Here is an 18,094-nt window from a genome sequence, read left to right as displayed (position 1 = left end):
ATGGACGCCCGCGCCTACCACCACGAGTACGACACTGCGCCGTGCATGATCGAGGGCGAACTGGTCGACGACGACCGGCAATGGGAGTTCCACATCAACGGGGCCGCCAAGGGGTATTGGAGCAACGGGCGCGACACGCGCTATTTCGGCTGCACCGCCGACGCCTGCGACTCGCTGGTGCTGGTGCCGCACATCGGCATGGATCCCTGACGCTGCCTTAAGCTGGCTCCGGGGACCTGCGCGCCCGACGCCATGGGGCAATCAACGTCGGGCAGCGGGCATCGCTGTAAATCAAGCACTTCAACAACGGGGAAACCACCATGCTTCGATCCTTGGCTCTCGCGGCCGGCATCCTGCTGCTCGCCGCCTGCTCCACCACCAGCACCGTGCACCAGGCCTACAACGCGCCGACGGGCCAGACCTATTCGTACTCGTTCTCCAACCAGGGCGGCGACGACGCCGAGGGCATCGCCCGCCTTGACGGCGTCATCCAGTCGCACCTGCGCCAGGCGGGGCTGATCGACGCCGGCACCGCCAACCCGAAAATCGAAGTGGTGCTGAAGCATTACTACGTGCGGTCCAACGGGGCGCGGTTCTGGGCCGGGATCATGGCCGGGCGCGACAAGATCGTCAGCAACGTCCGCGTGATCGGCGCCGACGGCAAGCAGGTCGGCAACTTCGAAGTGGAAACCTTCAATTCCACCGCGTGGGGCACCACCGACGGCCTGATGCAGAAGCACGCCGAGGAACTGGTGGCGCGGCTGAAGGCCTCCTGACGGTCGGGGTCGGGTGGCCTGCTTCGCAGGGCTGCCGGGCCTTTTTGCTTCGATCTTGATGCCATCTCCGGCCAAAACGAGGTCCCGAACCTCATCGATGAGGTCTGGAACCTCATTCACGGGGTCCACCACCCCGTCGACGAGGTGCTGGGCCTCGCGCGCGACCTCGCAGACCTCGCGAACGAGGTCCGAAAGGCCGCCATTGATGTCCGCAACCTCGTCGGCGGCCTGCGCAACCTCGTTAACGACCTCCGCAACCTCGTCGACAACGTGCCGGAGCTCGGTCGCCTCCGTTGCCGCGCGGACTTCTGCATGCGGGACTAACGCCGCCGCGCGACCATGGCGACTCGACAGAGGGAGACCCCGATGACGAAGAAATCCGACGACAACCCCAAGCTCCTTTCCGGCGGCAACCCGCAGATCCCCAAGGGCGACGGCGACGAGCCGGTGCAGGCCTACATCGCGGCGATGCCGGGCTGGAAGCAGGACGTCGGTCGCCAGCTCGACGCGCTGATCGAGCGCACGGTGCCGAAGGTGCGCAAGGCGGTGCGCTGGAACTCGCCCTTCTACGGCATCGAGGGCAAAGGCTGGTTTCTCAGCTATCACTGCTTCACGAAGTACATCAAGGTGACGTTCCTGCGCGGCTCGTTGCTCAAGCCGTTGCCGCCCGAGGCGTCCAAGCACGAGCACGTGCGCTACGTGCACATCACCGAGGACGAGGGGCTGGACGAGAAGCAGATGAAGGATTGGGTGAAGCAGGCGGCCAGCAAGCCGGGCGACGAGTTGTTCTGACCGCGCGATGGGGCCGCTTTTGAAGTCGCTGGCCATCGTGGTCGCGCTGGCCGCCGCGGCCTATGTGGCGATCTGCGCGCTGCTCTACCTGTCGCAGGACCGCTTCATCTACTACCCGACCGCGCGCGGCGTGGACACGCCGTCCATCACCCTGCCCCGCGACGCCGCGGACGTGGTGGTGTCGACCCACCGGGTCGAAAGCGGCCGCGCCGTCGTCTACTTCGGCGGCAATGCCGAGGACGTGTCCCGCGCCATCGCGCCGCTGGGCCGTGCCTTCCCCGGCGCCACGATCTACGCGATGCACTACCGCGGCTACGGCGGCAGCACCGGGGCGCCGTCCGAACGGGCGCTGGTCGGCGATGGCAGCGCGCTGCTGCGGCGGGTGGCGGAAACACATCCGCGCGTTGTCGTCGTCGGCCGGAGCCTGGGCAGCGGGGTCGCGGTGCAGGTGGCGGCGTCCGGCCCGGTCGAGCGGCTGGTGCTGGTGACGCCGTTCAACAGCATCGCGGAACTGGCGGCCGACCAGTTCCCGCTGTTTCCCACGCAGCTGCTGCTGCGCGACCGCTACGAGTCATGGCGGTACGCGCGCGGGCTGGACGTGCCGACGACGATCATCGTCGCCGCCGACGACCGGGTGGTTCCGAAGTGGAGCTCGCTCAAGCTCGCCGATGCGTTCCCGCCCGGCGTAGCGGAGGTGGTCATCATTCCGGATGCGGGACACAACAATGTATCGGACTCGGCCGGATATGCCGCTGCGCTCGGCGGCGACCGCGAATGAGGAGGTGACGCCATGGATTACCCGATCGAAGGCGGCTGCACCTGCGGCCGGGTCCGCTACCGCCTGCTCACCGCGCCGCTGGTGGTGCATTGCTGTCACTGCCGCTGGTGCCAGCGCGAGACCGGGACGTCGTTCGCGCTGAACGCGATGATCGAGTCGGACCGGGTCGAGGACCTCGGCATGGCGCCGGAGCGGGTCGACACGCCGTCGGCCAGCGGCCGTGGGCAACAGGTGTTTCGCTGCCCCGCGTGCAAGGTGGCGGTGTGGAGCCATTACGGTGGCACGGGTCCGCTGACCCGCTTTGTCCGCGTCGGCACGTTCGACCACCCCGACGCGTTGCCGCCGGACGTGCACATCTTCACCGCGTCGAAGCAGCCGTGGGTCGTGCTGCCGGACGGCGCGCGCGCGTTCGCGGAGTTCTACGACCGAGACCGGGAATGGCGCGAGGACAGCCTGGCGCGGCTGGAGGCGTTGCGGCCGCGGATTGCGGCGTACCGGGCATCGCTGCCATCCCGCAAAGACCCCGTTCCGCCGGCTTCCGGAACCCGAACCTGACATGCCGCAGAGCCCTGAACTGCTGCGCCGGCTGCTACGCGCGAAGGACCGGATGGACGCCACGCCGCACGAGGAGTGGCCTGTCGCGCGGCTGGCGCAGGTCAGCGCGGTGTCGGAGGCGCACTTCGCGCGGGAGTTCCACAAGGCGTTCGGCACGCCGCCGCACCGCTACCTGCTTACGCGCCGTATCGAACGCGCCATCGCCCTGCTGCGTGACACCGACCTGCCCGTCACCGAGGTTGCGTACCGAACGGGGTGGAACAGCCTGGGCACGTTCGGACGCGTGTTCCGCGACATCACCGGCGAAAGCCCGGGCGAGCTGCGCGCCCGTGAGCAGCCTGCGGCGTATGAAACGGAACGCGCTCCCGAGTGCGTGGTGCGCGCGGCGCACCGGCCCGACCTCAGGACCGCAGTTTCGGAGAAGCGCCGCAGCGAAGGGGTTGGCATAAAGAAGCGCCAAACAACGGAGGTTCCATGACTCAAGGTGTCGGTGTTGCCGGTCTGTACGTACGCGACCAGGATGAAGCGCTCGGGTTCTATGTCGGCAAGCTGGGCTTCCGCGTCCACACGGATGCCCGCAACGGCAGTTACCGGTGGCTCACGGTGCAGCATCCGGAGCAGCCCTCGTTCCAGCTCGGCCTGTTCGCGCCCGGCCCGCCGGTGCATGACGCGGCCACCGCGCAGGCGCTGTGCGAGGTCGTGGCGAAAGGCGCGATGCCGCCGCTGGTGCTGATGGTGGACGACTGCCGCGCCGCCTACGAGCGGTTGAGTGCGTGCGGCGTCGAGTTCACCCAGGAGCCAGTGGAACGCTACGGCACGGTCGACGCAGGCTTCCGCGACCCGTCCGGCAACGGGTGGAAGATGATCGAGGCCGGCGGCCAGTCCTCTCCGGAGGAGACGCCATGAGCGGGAGTCGCTGGGCCCGGCAGAGCCATCGCTGGGTGTCGATCGTCTTCACGGTGACGGTCATCGCCAACTTCGTCGCGATGGGTATCGCGCCGGGCGAACCGCCACCGTGGATCACCTACGCACCGCTGCCGCCGTTGTTCGTGCAACTGGCGACCGGGCTGTACCTGTTTGCGTTGCCGTATACCGGCAGGTTGGGCGGCAAGCCGCGCGGCTGACCGGTCAAGCCGCGGCCGCGCGCGGCGCCGGTTTCAATCGCCGGTCGCCGCTTCCGGCGCCAGCGTCTGCACCACTTCGCCCGCCGCGTCGAGGAATTCGATCGCGCCGAAGCCCTGGTCGGTCACGGTCAACCGCAGGCGCGGCCGGCCTTCCCGGTCCGTCAGGGCGAGCGAGGGCGTACCGTCGGCGGCGAGGTTCATCGCGATGCGGCGCACGGCCGGGTGCGGCACCACGCGGTTGTCGAGGGTGGGTTCGCGCGGCTGCGGCGGCTTGGCGTTGAGGCCGAACTCCACCGCGCCGTCCGGCATCACCCGCCAGCCGACCGCGTCGACGTTGGCGTGGTCCAGCGCGAGCACGGCCGCGGTACCACCGTCGGCGAGGTCGGCCACCCCGAAGCCGCCGCGCTCGCTGCCTTCGCGGTCGTACACCACCATGCCGGCGACCGGGAAGGCGCGCTGATACGACAGGCCGTCGATGATCGGGCCCGGCGTGGGCGCGGCCAGGGTCATGCGGATCACGCCGGCGTCGTCGACCAGGTCGATGCGGCGCGCGGTGATGCGCTCGTGGTCGACCGACTCGACGGTGGTCACCGGCCGCTCGTCGGCGACGATCTTTTGCAGTTGCTCGGCGGTGTACGGCTGGGGTTCGGCGGCCACGGCGGCGCCCGTGGTCGATGCGATGGCGAGGGTGGCGGCCAGAATCGCGCGCGGCGCTGTGGTCATGGTGTGTCTCGTTGATCGGGTCGGCCGCCGATGATGCCGGGCGGCAGGAACCCGGGCATATGCCAATGCGCACGTCGCCGCTGGGATGCTCCATCCCGGGCGATGGCATGGCAGCGCCGTCGGCACACGGCTAGGCTGGTGCGCAGTTCGGAATATCTGGAGCTCAGCATGGTCAGGATGGCGCTGCTCGCCGCCACGCTCGTGGCCGCCATGGTGACGGGACGCGCGGCCGCGAACGAAGCCGGGCCCGTCATCGAAACCGCCGATGTCGACCGCTTCTACGCGATCTACGACGCGGCGAACGGTCAGCCGACCGCCGAGGCATTGCAGCGCGACTATCTCGACCGCGGTTCGGACGGGCTGCACACACTCGCGCGGCTGCGCCGGGTCACCGGCGAGTCGATCGCCGCGGCCATCGCCAAGCGGCCGGAGATCTATTCCGAAGCGCGCGAGTGCGCCGAAGTCCTGCCACGGGTACGTGGCAGGCTCGCGGCGGCGATGGCCAGGCTGGGCGACCTCTACCCCGAAGCACGCTTTCCGCCGATCACGGTCGCGGTGGGTCGTGGCAAGCCGGTGGCGGTCGGCGCGCGCGAGACCGGCGTGCAGATCGGCCTCGAGGCCTTGTGCGCGACCGACTTCATCAACCCCGACATGGAAGACCGCTTCGTGCGGGTCGCCGCGCACGAGTTCGCCCATGTCCAGCAGGCGATCACCTTCCCGGAGGGTGACGAGCCCACGGTCCTGAAGGTCTCGCTTGTCGAAGGCGTGGCGGAGTTCGTCACCGAACTGACCACCGGCGCCGTCGCTTACGCCTACATGGACACACTGACCGCCGGGCGCGAGGAGGAGATCGAAACGGCGTTCCTGGCCGATGCCGACAGCACCGACCTCACCGACTGGGTCTACAACAGCACGCCCGACGAGCCCGCGGACCTGGGTTACTGGGTCGGCTATCGCATCGCCAAGGCGTATTACCGGCAGGCCGCCGACAAGCGCCAGGCGCTGCGCGAGATTTTCGCGATGAACGATCCGGAAGCGTTTCTGGCCACCAGCGGTTGGCGGCCGGGCATCGACCTCCACTAGTTGCGGCACGGTCCGTCCGGGCCGAAGCTGTCGCGATCACGGAACCCGAGTAATGGCCCGATGAGCACGTCCACTTCCGCTATCCGCTTCACCGCGAAACTCCACCGCCCCGCCCGCCCGGAAAAGGGCGGCACCTGGGCGTTCCTCGTCCTGCCCAAGGCCGCCAGCGGCAAGCTCCCTGCCCGCAGCATGACCAGCGTGGAAGGCACCCTCGGCGGTGCACCGTTCGCCGCCACGCTGGAGCCCGACGGCCAGGGCAGCCACTGGCTCAAGGTCGACACGAAACTGCGCGAGGCCGCGGGAGCCGAGGTCGGCGACGAGGTCACGCTGGAAATCAGGCCGGCCGATAAGGAGCCCGAGCCCGACGTGCCTGCCGACCTGCGCAAGGCCCTCGCCGCCGCGCCAGACGCCCGGGCCGTGTGGGACGACATCACCGCCGTGGCACGTCGCGACTGGATCCACTGGATCACCTCCGGCAAGCGCGAGGAGACCCGCGTGCGCCGCATCGAGGTGACCTGCGACAAGCTCGCCAAGGGCCAGCGGCGCGCATGCTGCTTCGATCGCTCGGGCATGTACAGCAAGAGCCTCGCCGCTCCCGAAGCGGCGGACTAGCGGACGGACGGCCGCGGCCGCACCCCAGGACTACGCATGGCCACCACCCGCGACTTCATCGACTACATCGCCGAACAGGCCGACCTGGGCGAGGCGCTGACCCACAAACGCATGTTCGGCGAGTACGGGCTGTACCTGCACGGCAAGGTCATCGCGTTCGCCTGCGACAACAGCCTGTTCGTCAAGGCCGCACCGGGCACCGAGGCCCTGACCGCCGCGCTGCCCAGGCGCCCGCCCTACCCCGGCGCCAAGGATTACCCCGTCGCCGACGAACTGCTCGACGACGGCGAAGCGCTGCGCGCGTTGCTGGTGGCGACCGAGGCGGCATTGCCGGCGTCGAAACCGAAAGCGAAGACAAAGAAGCGCTAGTACAGACCGGTCGCCCCGCGCCGCCGAGGTGTCGGGCGCGCTCGCGACAACCCTCTGCACTCCGGACGCTCTGCTCGCTGGGAGTCAGGACGCGGTGGCGGCGAGCATCGGGCTCCATGCGAGAATCCGCCAGCCGGACCGGGGGTGGACACCGGACCTCCTGCCGGCGCCATTAATCGCCCGATTGGAATGGAGTTTCCGATGACACGACAGTTCGCAACCCCGCTCGCGCTCGCCCTCGCCTGTGCCGCCTTCTGCACGCCCGCGCAGGCCCAGTTCTCCCGCCTGCTGGATTCGGTGAAAAGCCGCGTCGAAGACAAGGCCGCCGAAGCGGTGGGCGACATGATCGACCCGCAAGCAGCGCCGGAGGAGCAACGGGCCGGTGCGGCGCGTGCGCTGCCGGTCAACCAGGTATCGGATTTCGTGCCCGGCGACCGGGTGCTGCTGCAGGACTCGTTCGCCGACACCGCGCCGGGCGCGATGCCGCGCCGCTGGCAGACCAACGGCTCCGGGCAGGTGATCGAGGTGCAGCAGATCCCCGGCCGGTGGCTGGACCTGCAGGCCAACGGCGTGTTCAAGCTCGCCGCGCCGATGGAGCTTCCCCAACGCTTCACGGTCGAGTTCGAACTGTTGGCGCTGGCGGACGAAATCGGCGACCTCTATCCGGTCAAGTTCGGCTTCGCCCACGACAACAGCGTGGCCAACAACAAGACGATCAACGAGGTGAGCCTGGAGTACTTCAACGACGACGAGTTCCTCGTCTCCAGCTCGGCCACCGACTACTACCACCCCGCCGAGTTCGACCTGCGCGGTTACGCCAACCGGGTATTGCCGGTGGCGATCAGCGTGGATGGCGACCAGATGCGGGTCTACCTGGACGGCCGGAAGATCGGCGATGCGCGCCTGTTCCGCGGCAATCCGTCGCGCCAGTTCTACCTGGAAGCGCCAATGCGCATGGAGCACGGGGCGCGCCTGGCGCTCGGCAATTTCCGCATTGCCGCGTTCGGCGAAGACGTCGCACTCGCCGACTGACTCGATCCGCCCGACGGCGACGCGGTGAAAGGGGAATTGATGTACTGACCAGTACACTGCCGCGTCCCCGCCGCCGGAGTTCCCCATGCCCGTGTCCTTCCGCACCTGGCTGCCGCTGGCCTGTCTCTGCCTGACGCTGGGCGCCTGCGGCGGGGACGGGGCTGCCGAGGACGCCGCCAACGACGCCAACGCGGGCATGGCGGTCACCACCGCGCCGCTGGTCCGGCGCGAGCTGGCCAGCGGTGTCACCGCGTCGGGCCCGGTCACGCCGGTCGAGGAGATGCAGCTCGGCGTCGAGCTGAGCGGTCTGCGGGTCACCTCGGTCAACGTCGACGAGGGCGAGGAGGTCGACCGTGGCGACGTCCTGCTGACGCTGGACGCGCGCACGCTCGAATCCGACCTGGCGCAGGCACAGGCGGCGCTCAACGAGGCCGAGGCGGGCGCGGCGCTGGCCCGCTCGAACCTGGCGCGCGGCGAGCAGCTGGCCGGTGGGCAGTACATCAGCGCGGCGTCGCTGGACGAGCTGCGCGCGGCTCGCACCCAGGCCGAGGCCCGCGTCGGCACCGCCCGTGCCGCGCGTGACGCGGCGCAACTGCGACGCGACTTCGCCACCCTGCGCGCACCGGCCGACGGGATCATCTCGGCGCGGCTGGTGCAGCCCGGCCAGGTGGTCGCGGCCGGCAGCGAACTGCTGCGGCTGATCAAGGATGGCGAGCTGGAATGGCGCGCCGAGCTGCCGGCCGCGGACCTGGGCGACGTCAGCCCCGGCGACCGCGTCGAACTGCACGACCGCGACGGCGACGTGGTGGTCGGCACCGTGCGTGCGGTGTCGCCGGGGGTCGACGCGGCCAGCCGCACCGGCACCGTATTCGCCGACCTGCCGGAACCGGCCGACCTGCAGCCAGGCACCTATCTGGAAGGCCGGATCAACACCGGCCTGGCCACGGTGCCGGTGGTGCCGGTGGCCGCGGTGGTGCTGCGCGACGGGTTCCCGTCGGTGTTCGTGGTCGAGGACGGCACCGCGCGGATGGCGCGGATCGAGCGAGGCGCGACCGACCACGGCTACGTCGAGGTACGCGGCGGGCTGGAGGAAGGTGCGCAGGTGGTGACCCGCGGCGCCGGCTTCCTCGCCGACGGCGACGTGGTGCGGGTGGTCGCGCCCGGCAATGGTGACGCGTCGCCGGACGCCGGCAACGGCACACCCGCACCCGCACCCGCACCCGCCCCAGCGGCCACCGCGCCGGCTCCGGCCGCCACGCCATGAGCGGCGGCGGCACCCTCTCCTCCTGGGCCATCCGGCGGCCGCTGCCGGCGGTGATGGTGTTCTTCGTGCTGTGCGTGGCCGGCATCTGGGGCTTCCTGCAGCTGCCGGTGGCGCGCTTCCCGGACATCGCGTTCCCGATGACCACGGTGACGGTGCTGCAGCCGGGCGCGTCGCCGTCGCAGCTGGAAACCGAAGTCACCCGCCGCATCGAGGATTCGGTCGCGACCATCCCCGACATCAAGCGCGTGGTGTCGACGGTCACCGAGGGCGTCAGCACCACCATGATCGAGTTCGAGCTCGAAGTGGACATCGACGAGGCGCTCGACGAGACCAAGGATGCGGTGACGCGCGTGCGCACCGACCTGCCGCAGGACATCCAGGAACCGCTGGTCAGCAAGGTCGAGATCGGCGGCGCGCTGCTGACCTACGCGGTGTCCGCACCGGCGATGGCGCCCGACCAGCTGTCGTGGTTCGTCGACCGCGAGGTGTCGCGGGCGTTGTACGGCGTGGACGGCGTGGCGCAGGTGTCGCGCATCGGCGGCATCGAGCGGCAGATCCGGATCGACCTCGATCCGCAGAAGCTGCTGGCCTTCGGGGTCACCGCCGCGGAGGTGTCGCAGCAGTTGGCGCTGATCCAGGTCGAGCGGCCCGGTGGCCGCGCCGAGATCGGCGGCGAACAGCAGACCATCCGCACCGTCGGCACCGTCGAGGACGTGCAGGACCTGCGCGACTACACGATCAGCCTGGCCGACGGCCGCGCGGTGCGGCTGTCGTCGATCGCGACGGTGAGCGACGCGGCCGCCGACCCGACCCAGGCGGCGCTGCTGGACGGCGAGCCGGTGGTCGCGTTTTCGATCTCGCGCAGCCGCGGCGCCGACGAGCTGGAAGTGGCCGAAGAGGTCAAGGCGACCCTGGAAGGCCTGGCCGAAGCGAACGCCGGCGTGGAGTTCGAGCTGGTCAGCAACATGGTCGACGAGACCGAACGCTCCTACGAATCGTCGATGGCGATGCTGTACGAGGGCGCCTTGCTGGCGCTGCTGGTGGTGTGGCTGTTCCTGCGCGACTGGCGCGCCACCTGGGTCAGCGCGGTGGCGCTGCCGCTGTCGATCATCCCGACCTTCGCGGTGATCTACTTCCTCGGCTTCTCGCTCAACATGATCACGCTGCTGGCGCTGTCGGTGGTGGTCGGCATCCTGGTGGACGATGCGATCGTGGAGATCGAGAACATCGTGCGCCACCTGGGCATGGGCAAGACCCCGCTGGAGGCCGCGCGCGACGCCGCCAACGAGATCGGCACCGCGGTGATCGCGACCTCGATGACGCTGGCGGCGGTGTTCATCCCGGTCGCCTTCATGCCCGGCATCGCCGGCAAGTTCTTCCGCGAGTTCGGCTGGACCGCGGCGACCGCGGTGCTGTTCTCGCTGCTGGTCGCGCGCCTGCTGACGCCGATGATGGCGGCCTACCTGCTCAAGCCGCACGAGGACCACGCCGGCGAGTCGCGCCTGATGCAGCGCTACCTGGGGTGGGTCGACGCCGCGCTGCGCCACCGGGGGCGCACGCTGTGGGTGGCGTTCGGCCTGTTCGTGCTGTCGCTGTGCCTGGTACCGCTGATCCCGACCACCTTCATCCCCACCACCGACCAGGGCCGCAGCAACCTCAGCGTCGAGCTGCCGCCCGGTACGCCGCTGGAAGAGACCACCGCCGTCGCCGAACAGGCGCGCGCGGCGCTGGCCTCGATGCCCGAACTGCACAGCGTGTTCACGATGGTCGGCGCCGCGCTCGACCTGGGGGACCCGTCCAAGACCGGCAGCGGCAGCCCGCGCGCCGCGACGCTGGTGGTGGACTGGGGCCCGGCCGACGACCGCGACCGCAGCCAGCAGGTGCTGGAGCAGGAAGTGCGCGAGCGGCTGGCCGACCTCCCGGGCACGCGGGTCAGCTTCGTCAGCGCGGAACCCGGCGGGCTGATGCAGTTGGTGCTGGCCGGCGACGACCCGGAGACGCTGCATGCCGCGGCGGCGGCGGTGGAGCGCGACCTGCGCCGGCTCGAGGGGCTCGGCAGCATTTCTTCGTCGGCCTCGCTGCTGCGGCCGGAGATCCGCATCGTGCCGCAGCCCGCGCGCGCGGCGGACCTGGGCGTGGCGACCGCGGAGATCGCCGAGGCCGCGCGCGTGGCGACCGCCGGCGACTACACCCAGCGCATGGCCAAGCTCAACCTGCCCGACCGGCAGATCCCGATCAGGGTCGGCTTCGCCCGCGAGGACCTGCGCGACCCGGCGCTGATCGGCCAGCTGCAGGTGCGTGGCAACCAGGGACCGGTGCCGCTGTCGGCCGTCGCCGAAATCGAGTCCGGCAGCGGGCCGTCGGTAATCTCGCGCTACAAGCGCCAGCGCAACGTGACCCTGACCGCCGAGCTCAACGGCCGGCCGCTCGGCGAGGTGATGCAGGAGGTGCAGCAGCTGCCGAGCGTGCAGAACCTGCCGGCCGGCGTGGACTTCCTCAACACCGGCGACGCGGAGGTGTTCGTCGAGCTGTTCACCGGGTTCGCGCTGGCGATGGCGGCCGGCATCGTCTGCATCTACATGGTGCTGCTGTTGCTGTTCAACCATCCGGTGCAGCCGCTGACCATCCTGACCGCAGTGCCGCTGTCGGCCGGTGGCGCGTTCGGCGCGCTGCTGCTGACCCAGAACATGCTGTCGCTGCCGGCGCTGATCGGCCTGCTGATGCTGATCGGCGTGGCGACCAAGAACTCGATCCTGCTGGTCGACTACGCGGTGATGGCCGAGGACGAGCACGGTCTGTCGCAGCACGACGCGCTGGTGGACGCCTGCCGCAAGCGCGCCCGCCCGGTGATCATGACCACGCTGGCCATGGGCGCCGGCATGATGCCGCTGGCACTCGGGCTGTCGGGCGATTCGAGCTTCCGCGCGCCGATGGCGTGGGCGGTGATCGGCGGGCTGATCACCTCCACCCTGCTGAGCCTGATCGTGGTGCCGGCGGCGTATACCGTGCTGCACGACGTCGGCGACTGGTCCGCACGGCGCTTCCGGCGCGGAAAGGTGGCCGACGCGGCCACCTGAGTGCCCGCGCAAACAAAAACGGCCGCCCGGAGGCGGCCGTCTTTTCTTGCGGGCGATGCCGGCTTAGAAGCGGAACTCGCCGCCGACCGCGATGGTGTCGACGTCGACGTCCACGCCGTTGAAATCGGCCTGGCGACGGTCCCAGTTCAGCGACAGGCCGAAGCGGCGGTTGAAGTCGTAGCCGACGCTGGCGCCAAAGTACGGCTTGGTGGAATGCTCGTCGTCGATGACGTCGAAGTCGTCCTCGCGCAGCTGCGCGGTCAGGCGCGCCACGCCGACGCGGCCGCCGATGAAGAAGCCGGTGTGCGCGCCGCCGAAGTTCTTCTTGGCGGCGATCCCGGCGCCGAACGAGACCAGGTCCAGGTCGACGTCGTCACCCAGGTACTCGGTGTAGAGGGTGCCGATGTGGCCTTCGACGGCGAAGTTCTGGTTGAACCAGTAACCGCCGCCGAACGTGGCCGAGGTGTCCTCCTCGCTGGCGGAGAGGCCATCGAACTCCAGCTCGACATCGCTGCGGCCGACTTCACCGCGGATGTAGCCGGCGCTGCCTTCGGCGGCCATCGCCGCCGGGGTCAGCGCGGCCAGGGCCAGGGCGGAGGACAGAATCAGGGTGTTCTTCATGGTGCTGCGATCCTTCGTTGTTATGACGCCCACGCTTGGGCGGCGCGCAGGATGGGCGGCCGATGCAGACGTGTCAAATTTTCGTTAAAGCTCCGGTTAAGCCGCGGCGGAAACGGCCCCACGGTGCATGATCTTCTCCCCTCCCTACCCGCCCGACTCCCATGCAAGCCACCTGGCTGACCATCGGTCTGCTCACGCTGAGCAACGTCTTCATGACCTTCGCCTGGTACGCCCACCTCAAGGAACTGGGCCACAAGCCCTGGATCGTCGCGGCGCTGGCCAGCTGGAGCATCGCCCTGTTCGAGTACCTGCTGCAGGTCCCGGCCAACCGGATCGGTTTCACGGTCTTCTCGATCGCGCAACTGAAGATCCTGCAGGAGGTGATCACGCTGGCGGTGTTCGTGCCGTTCTCGTTCTTCTACCTGCGCGAGCCGCTCAAGCTGGACTACCTGTGGGCCGGACTGTGCATCGTCGGCGCGGTGTACTTCATCTTCCGCGACCGCTGGGCGGGCGCGTGACCCGCGGCGCGGTCGTATAGTCCGCGTTCCAGCCCATTGCACGGAGTCGAGGATGAAGTACCGGGGCGGTTGTCATTGCGGCAAGGTCGCGATCGAGGTGAAAGGCGATATCGACGGCGTGCTGGCCTGCAACTGTTCCATGTGCCACCGGCGCGGCTCGCTGCTGTGGTTCGTGCCGCGCGCGCAGCTGCAACTGGTCGGCGATGCGGACGACATGGGCACGTACACGTTCAACAAGCACGTCATCAAGCACAACTTCTGCCCGACCTGCGGCATCCACGTCTTCGGCGAAGGCGCCACGCCCGACGGCCAGGCGATGGCGGCGGTGAACGTGCGCTGCCTGGAGGAGGTCGATCTGGACTCGCTGCAGGTCAACCATTTCGACGGCCGCGCCGCCTGACGCGGCGCCGCAACGGAGCACCGCATGGGCATCAGGGAAGTGGATGGCGTAGCGGTCCTGCCGCGCCACCGGGCGAGCTGCCATTGCGGCAGCGTGGAGCTGGAACTCGAATTGCCCGACGGCATCGTCGATCCGCGCCGCTGCGACTGCTCGATCTGCCGTCGCAAGGGCGCGGTGGTGGCGTCGGTGCCATTGGCCGGGCTGCACGTGGTCAAGGGGGCCGCTCAGCTGAAGCTGTACCGGTTCAACACACGCGTGGCGCGGCATTATTTCTGCGGCGAATGCGGCATCTACACGCACCACCAGCGTCGCTCCAATCCGGAGCAGTACGGCTACAACGTCGGCTGCCTGGAGGGCATCAACCCGTTGAGGATCGCGGATGTGCCAACCGAGGACGGGGTCAACCACCCGTCCGACCGCGCGCAGGCCTGAGCCCGCCTCGCGATCGTTGCCGACAACATCGACTCGTCTTCCACTCGCGTGGAGCGATGCGGTGCGGTGCGCGAAGGTTGAAAGGGCTTCCGGCACGCGCGACCGGCTCCGCCGCGCCGATAGGGTGTGGCCGTAGGTGGTCCCGCGCCCGCCACGCCCGTCCGTCACTGGAGGCCCCATGAAGCACATTGCACTGGCCATTGCCCTGCTTGCCGCCACCTGCCTGCCGACGGCAGGCCGCGCGCAGGCGTCGTCCGAACCCGCGTGCGACGAACTGTGTACCCGGATGCGCACCGCCGTCGCCGACCTCGGCCGCATCGCCGCACCCGAGGGCGTGCAGGAAACCTACAAGACCCGCATCGGCGGCATCGACCAGTGGATCAACATCCGTGGCCAGGACCGTGCGAACCCCGTCATCCTGTTCGTGCACGGCGGCCCGGCCTCGCCCTCGATGCCGACCGCGTGGCAGTTCCAGCGGCCGATCGAGGAGTACTTCACCGTCGTCCACTACGACCAGCGCGGCGCCGGCAAGACATTCCTGGAGACCGACCCGGAGGCGATCGCCGACACCATCCACATCCCCAACTACGTCGCCGACGCGATCGAGGTCGCCGAGCACGTGCGCGAGCGGCTGGGCAAGGACAAGCTGATCCTGATGGGCCACAGCTGGGGCACCATCGTCGCCACCCATGCCGCGCTGCAACGGCCGGACCTGTTCCACGCCTATGTCGGCATCGGCCAAGTGGTGGACGTGCGCGAGAACGAACGGCTCAGCTTCGCCCATGGCCTGCAGCAGGCGAAGACGCACGGGAACGCCGAGGCGGTGGCGGAGCTGGAGGCGATCGCGCCGTATCCCGGCGACCGCCCGATCACCCGCGAGCGCATCGTCGCGGCGCGCAAATGGGCGCAGCACTACGGCGGCATGACCGCCTACCGCCCCGAGTCGCCGTACTACTTCCAGGGTCCGCGGCTGTCACCGGAGTATGACGACGCCGACGTGGCCGCCATCAGCGCCGGTAACGTGTTCACCCTGGGGCGGATCCTCCCGGAGTTCCTCGAAGTGGACTTCAGCGACGTGACGTCGTTCCCGATTCCCGTCGTGATGTTCATGGGCCGGCACGACTACACCACGCCTTCGGCGCCGACCGCGGACTGGATCGCGCGGATGGACGCGCCGTGCAAGGCCGCCGTGTGGTTCGAGCACTCCTCGCACATGGTTCCGTGGGAGGAGCCCGGGAAGACGCTGGTCAGCCTGCTGCGCCATGTCCGGCCGCTGGCGACCGCGCCGGGTGCGTGTCCGGCGCCGATCGCCGCTGAGTGAGCTCCGGACCGCGGAGGGACGTGCGACTCACCACGCGCGGCCGTACTGCGGCGGCGCCTTCAGTTCCGCGCCGAGCGCATGGGCCGCGCGGCGCGGGAAGTACGGGTCGCGCAGCAGCTCGCGGGCCAGCAGCACCATGTCGGCCTCTTCCTCGGCGACGATGCGTTCGACCTGGGCGGGATCGGTGAGCAGGCCAACCGCGCCGGTGGCGACGCCGGCTTCGCGACGGATTCGGCAGGCGAACGGCACCTGGTAGCCCGGTTGCAACGGGATCTTCGCGTTCGGCACGGTGCCGCCGCTGGACACGTCGATCAGGTCGACGCCGCGATCCTTCACCCGTTCCGCCAGGGCGATGCTCTGCCCGACATCCCAGCCCTCGCCTTCCACCCAGTCGGTGGCGGAAATGCGCAGCCACAGCGGCAGGCGCTCGGGCCATGCGGCGCGGACGGCGTCGACCACCTCCAGCACCAGCCGTATACGGTTGTCGAAACCGCCGCCATAGCGGTCGTCGCGGCGGTTGGACAGCGGCGACAGGAACTCGTGCAGCAGGTAGCCGTGGGCGGCGTGGATCTCGACCAGCTCGAAGCCCGCGTCCAGCGCGCGCCGGGTGGCGGCCGCGAAGTCCTCCACCACCTGGGCGATGCCGCCCGGATCCAGCGCCTCCGGCGTGGGCGAGGCGGGGTCGAACGGCACCGCCGACGGTGCCACCGGGATCCAGCCGCCCTCCTCCGGCCCTACCGCGCCGCCACCGCGCCACGGCGCATCGGTGCTGGCCTTGCGCCCGGCGTGGGCCAGTTGCACCGCCGGCACCGCACCCTGCTCGGCAATAAAGCGGTTGATCCGCGCCCACGCGTGCGTCTGCGCTTCGTTCCACAGTCCGGTGTCGGCCGGCGAAATGCGGCCTTCCGGCGATACCGCCGTGGCCTCGGCGATCACCGTGCCCGCGCCGCCGACCGCACGGCTGCCCAGGTGCACCAGGTGCCAGTCATCGGGGAGTCCGTCGCGCGCCGAGTACTGGCACATCGGCGATACGGCCAGGCGATTGCGGAAAGTGACACTGCGCTGGGTCAGGGGCTGGAACAGACGAGGCAAGGCGGGACTCCGTGGCTACCGAGCCGGAAGCATGCCCGGAACCCGGTCGCGGGGGCGTCACCGTACGTGTCCGGACACCTCGGTATGGTCACCGGCGGTCGGCTAGACTGTCCCGATTGACCGGCAGCCCGACTGCCCGAGACGCACCGCATGAATCCGAACTACCTCGATTTCGAACAGCCCATCGCCGATCTGGAAGCCAAGATCCAGGAACTGCGCCACGCCAGCCACGGCTCGGCGGTGGATGCCGACGCCGAGGTCCACGCGCTGCAGGACAAGCTGCGCAAGCGCACCGCGCAGATCTTCCGCGACCTCTCGCCGTGGCAGGTCTCGCAGTTGGCGCGCCACCCGGCGCGGCCGCACACCAACGACTACATCCGGGTGATGTGCGAGGAGTTCCAGGAGCTGGCAGGCGACCGCGCCTACAGCGACGACGCCGCGATCGTCGGCGGCCTCGGCCGAATCGACGGCCGCAGCGTGGTGATCATCGGCCACGAGAAAGGCCGCGACACCAAGAGCAAGATCCGCCGCAACTTCGGCATGCCGCGTCCGGAGGGCTACCGCAAGGCGCTGCGCCTGATGAAGCTGGCCGAGCGCTTCGGCCTGCCGATCCTGACCTTCATCGACACCCCCGGCGCCTACCCCGGCATCGGCGCCGAGGAGCGCGGCCAGTCCGAGGCGATCGCGCGCAACCTGCTGGAAATGGCCGAGCTGAAGGTGCCGATCATCTGCACCGTGATCGGTGAAGGCGGCTCCGGTGGTGCGCTCGCGATCGGCGTCGGCGACAGCACGGTGATGCTGCAATACAGCACCTACTCGGTGATCTCGCCGGAAGGCTGCGCGTCGATCCTGTGGAAGGACGCCGGCAAGGCCAAGGACGCCGCCGAGCAGCTCGGCCTGACCGCGACCCGCCTGCACGGCCTCGGGCTGGTCGACAAGGTGGTGCGCGAACCGACCGGCGGCGCCCATCGCAATCCGAAACAGGTGGCCACCCGCCTCAAGACGGTGCTGATGAACGAACTCGACGCGCTCGAGGCCCTGCCCACCGCCGAACTGCTGCAGCGCCGTTACGAGCGCCTGCGCAGCTACGGCGCGTACGAGGCGGCGTGATGTTCGGCCGGGGTGCTGCACTGTACTGGGCCATCGTGGGCGCGCTGTTCGGCACGGCCGCGTGGTTCGCGCTGTCCGCCAACGTGCTGGTCGCGATGGGTTCCGCCGGCCTGGCGGCCGCCTGCCTGCTGGTCGCCGCCAGTTGCCTGCTGGCGCCGCCCAAGGCCCGGCGCATGGATGAGGACGACCTCGGAGCCGCAGCGCCGCAGCGGCGGCGCAACTGGCGTCCCTAGAGTTCCGGTTACGACGGTTGCCCGTCGCGGCGGTTGGACAAGAGGGCGTCGTATGCGGATGAGCCGAATGCCGCTTCGGTGACAGCGCTGACGCAGTTTCCGTACGCCTGCCCGATCGCGTTCATGTCGCTCCTGCACACACGACAGCCCTACTCGACGGTCCCGGCCGTGCCACCATCGCT

24 protein-coding genes are annotated in these 18,094 nt (G+C 69.6%); 21 read left to right on the top strand and 3 right to left on the bottom strand.

Annotation, left to right across the window (positions count from 1 at the left end; genetic code table 11):
• The 9 genes from U8331_RS05730 (at position 1) to U8331_RS05690 (ending at position 4,025) form a co-directional block, all read left to right on the top strand.
• Positions 1-210, top strand: coding sequence for a hypothetical protein (locus tag U8331_RS05730; protein ID WP_481132639.1), 210 nt, complete (start codon positions 1-3; stop codon positions 208-210).
• Positions 211-320: 110 nt separating this feature from the next.
• Positions 321-776, top strand: a complete 456-nt coding sequence (locus U8331_RS05725) for a DUF4410 domain-containing protein (RefSeq protein WP_481132638.1) — start codon at positions 321-323, stop codon at positions 774-776.
• A gap of 144 nt (positions 777-920) precedes the next feature.
• On the top strand, positions 921-1,100 hold the full coding sequence (locus U8331_RS05720) for a hypothetical protein (protein WP_481132637.1): 180 nt from the start codon (positions 921-923) through the stop codon (positions 1,098-1,100).
• Positions 1,101-1,142: 42 nt separating this feature from the next.
• Positions 1,143-1,568 (top strand): DUF1801 domain-containing protein, encoded by a 426-nt coding sequence (locus U8331_RS05715; protein ID WP_481132636.1) that lies wholly within the window; start codon positions 1,143-1,145, stop codon positions 1,566-1,568.
• 7 nt (positions 1,569-1,575) lie between these two features.
• Positions 1,576-2,346 (top strand): alpha/beta hydrolase, encoded by a 771-nt coding sequence (locus tag U8331_RS05710; RefSeq protein ID WP_481132635.1) that lies wholly within the window; start codon positions 1,576-1,578, stop codon positions 2,344-2,346.
• Between the two features lie 12 nt (positions 2,347-2,358).
• Entirely contained in the window at positions 2,359-2,901 is a 543-nt protein-coding gene (locus U8331_RS05705; protein WP_481132634.1) for a GFA family protein, read from the top strand.
• Position 2,902: 1 nt separating this feature from the next.
• Complete coding sequence (locus tag U8331_RS05700) at positions 2,903-3,379, top strand: helix-turn-helix domain-containing protein (protein WP_481132633.1); 477 nt, start codon at positions 2,903-2,905, stop codon at positions 3,377-3,379.
• A complete protein-coding gene (locus tag U8331_RS05695) occupies positions 3,376-3,807 on the top strand; it encodes a VOC family protein (protein ID WP_481132632.1) in 432 nt (143 codons plus the stop codon). Before U8331_RS05700 ends, U8331_RS05695 begins: the two co-directional genes overlap by 4 nt.
• The gene (locus U8331_RS05690; RefSeq protein ID WP_481132631.1) at positions 3,804-4,025 is read left to right on the top strand and encodes a hypothetical protein; all 222 of its coding nucleotides are present in this window, start codon (positions 3,804-3,806) and stop codon (positions 4,023-4,025) included. Before U8331_RS05695 ends, U8331_RS05690 begins: the two co-directional genes overlap by 4 nt.
• A 33-nt stretch (positions 4,026-4,058) precedes the next feature.
• Here U8331_RS05690 and U8331_RS05685 read toward each other — a convergent pair whose 3' ends face one another.
• A complete protein-coding gene (locus U8331_RS05685; protein ID WP_481132630.1) occupies positions 4,059-4,748 on the bottom strand; it encodes a hypothetical protein in 690 nt (229 codons plus the stop codon).
• 177 nt (positions 4,749-4,925) lie between these two features.
• On the opposite strand from U8331_RS05685, the gene U8331_RS05680 reads away from it, so the two are divergent.
• The 6 genes from U8331_RS05680 to U8331_RS05655 all read left to right on the top strand — a co-directional run bounded on the left by U8331_RS05680 (position 4,926) and on the right by U8331_RS05655 (position 12,185).
• Positions 4,926-5,831 (top strand): DUF2268 domain-containing putative Zn-dependent protease, encoded by a 906-nt coding sequence (locus U8331_RS05680; protein ID WP_481132629.1) that lies wholly within the window; start codon positions 4,926-4,928, stop codon positions 5,829-5,831.
• A gap of 60 nt (positions 5,832-5,891) precedes the next feature.
• A complete protein-coding gene (locus tag U8331_RS05675) occupies positions 5,892-6,443 on the top strand; it encodes a YdeI/OmpD-associated family protein (RefSeq protein ID WP_481132628.1) in 552 nt (183 codons plus the stop codon).
• Between the two features lie 36 nt (positions 6,444-6,479).
• The gene (locus U8331_RS05670; RefSeq protein WP_481132627.1) at positions 6,480-6,812 is read left to right on the top strand and encodes a TfoX/Sxy family protein; all 333 of its coding nucleotides are present in this window, start codon (positions 6,480-6,482) and stop codon (positions 6,810-6,812) included.
• 201 nt (positions 6,813-7,013) lie between these two features.
• Positions 7,014-7,844: a hypothetical protein gene (locus U8331_RS05665; protein WP_481132626.1), complete on the top strand. Its 831-nt coding sequence runs from the start codon at positions 7,014-7,016 to the stop codon at positions 7,842-7,844.
• 85 nt (positions 7,845-7,929) lie between these two features.
• Entirely contained in the window at positions 7,930-9,108 is a 1,179-nt protein-coding gene (locus U8331_RS05660) for an efflux RND transporter periplasmic adaptor subunit (RefSeq protein ID WP_481132625.1), read from the top strand.
• Complete coding sequence (locus tag U8331_RS05655) at positions 9,105-12,185, top strand: efflux RND transporter permease subunit (protein ID WP_481132624.1); 3,081 nt, start codon at positions 9,105-9,107, stop codon at positions 12,183-12,185. Before U8331_RS05660 ends, U8331_RS05655 begins: the two co-directional genes overlap by 4 nt.
• 63 nt (positions 12,186-12,248) lie before the next feature.
• Here U8331_RS05655 and U8331_RS05650 read toward each other — a convergent pair whose 3' ends face one another.
• Positions 12,249-12,806: an outer membrane beta-barrel protein gene (locus tag U8331_RS05650; protein WP_481132623.1), complete on the bottom strand. Its 558-nt coding sequence runs from the start codon at positions 12,804-12,806 to the stop codon at positions 12,249-12,251.
• Between the two features lie 161 nt (positions 12,807-12,967).
• Here U8331_RS05650 and U8331_RS05645 point away from each other — a divergent pair, with 161 nt between their 5' ends.
• From U8331_RS05645 to U8331_RS05630, 4 genes are all read left to right on the top strand, one after another.
• The gene (locus tag U8331_RS05645; RefSeq protein ID WP_481132622.1) at positions 12,968-13,324 is read left to right on the top strand and encodes a DMT family protein; all 357 of its coding nucleotides are present in this window, start codon (positions 12,968-12,970) and stop codon (positions 13,322-13,324) included.
• A gap of 52 nt (positions 13,325-13,376) precedes the next feature.
• Positions 13,377-13,724 (top strand): GFA family protein, encoded by a 348-nt coding sequence (locus U8331_RS05640; RefSeq protein ID WP_481132621.1) that lies wholly within the window; start codon positions 13,377-13,379, stop codon positions 13,722-13,724.
• Positions 13,725-13,748: 24 nt separating this feature from the next.
• Positions 13,749-14,156, top strand: coding sequence for a GFA family protein (locus tag U8331_RS05635; RefSeq protein WP_481132620.1), 408 nt, complete (start codon positions 13,749-13,751; stop codon positions 14,154-14,156).
• 178 nt (positions 14,157-14,334) lie between these two features.
• Positions 14,335-15,477 (top strand): alpha/beta hydrolase, encoded by a 1,143-nt coding sequence (locus U8331_RS05630; RefSeq protein ID WP_481132619.1) that lies wholly within the window; start codon positions 14,335-14,337, stop codon positions 15,475-15,477.
• 27 nt (positions 15,478-15,504) lie between these two features.
• Here the strand turns inward: U8331_RS05630 and U8331_RS05625 are convergent, their stop codons facing one another.
• The gene (locus U8331_RS05625) at positions 15,505-16,569 is read right to left on the bottom strand and encodes an NADH:flavin oxidoreductase/NADH oxidase (protein ID WP_481132618.1); all 1,065 of its coding nucleotides are present in this window, start codon (positions 16,567-16,569) and stop codon (positions 15,505-15,507) included.
• 150 nt (positions 16,570-16,719) lie between these two features.
• On the opposite strand from U8331_RS05625, the gene U8331_RS05620 reads away from it, so the two are divergent.
• Both U8331_RS05620 and U8331_RS05615 read left to right on the top strand, forming a co-directional pair.
• Positions 16,720-17,679: an acetyl-CoA carboxylase carboxyltransferase subunit alpha gene (locus U8331_RS05620; RefSeq protein WP_481132617.1), complete on the top strand. Its 960-nt coding sequence runs from the start codon at positions 16,720-16,722 to the stop codon at positions 17,677-17,679.
• Complete coding sequence (locus U8331_RS05615; RefSeq protein WP_481132616.1) at positions 17,679-17,912, top strand: hypothetical protein; 234 nt, start codon at positions 17,679-17,681, stop codon at positions 17,910-17,912. Before U8331_RS05620 ends, U8331_RS05615 begins: the two co-directional genes overlap by 1 nt.
• Positions 17,913-18,094: the final 182 nt, after the last annotated feature.

The organism is Lysobacter sp. CC-YZS074, from assembly GCF_056739745.1.
This window is presented reverse-complemented; position numbering and strand designations above follow the sequence as displayed.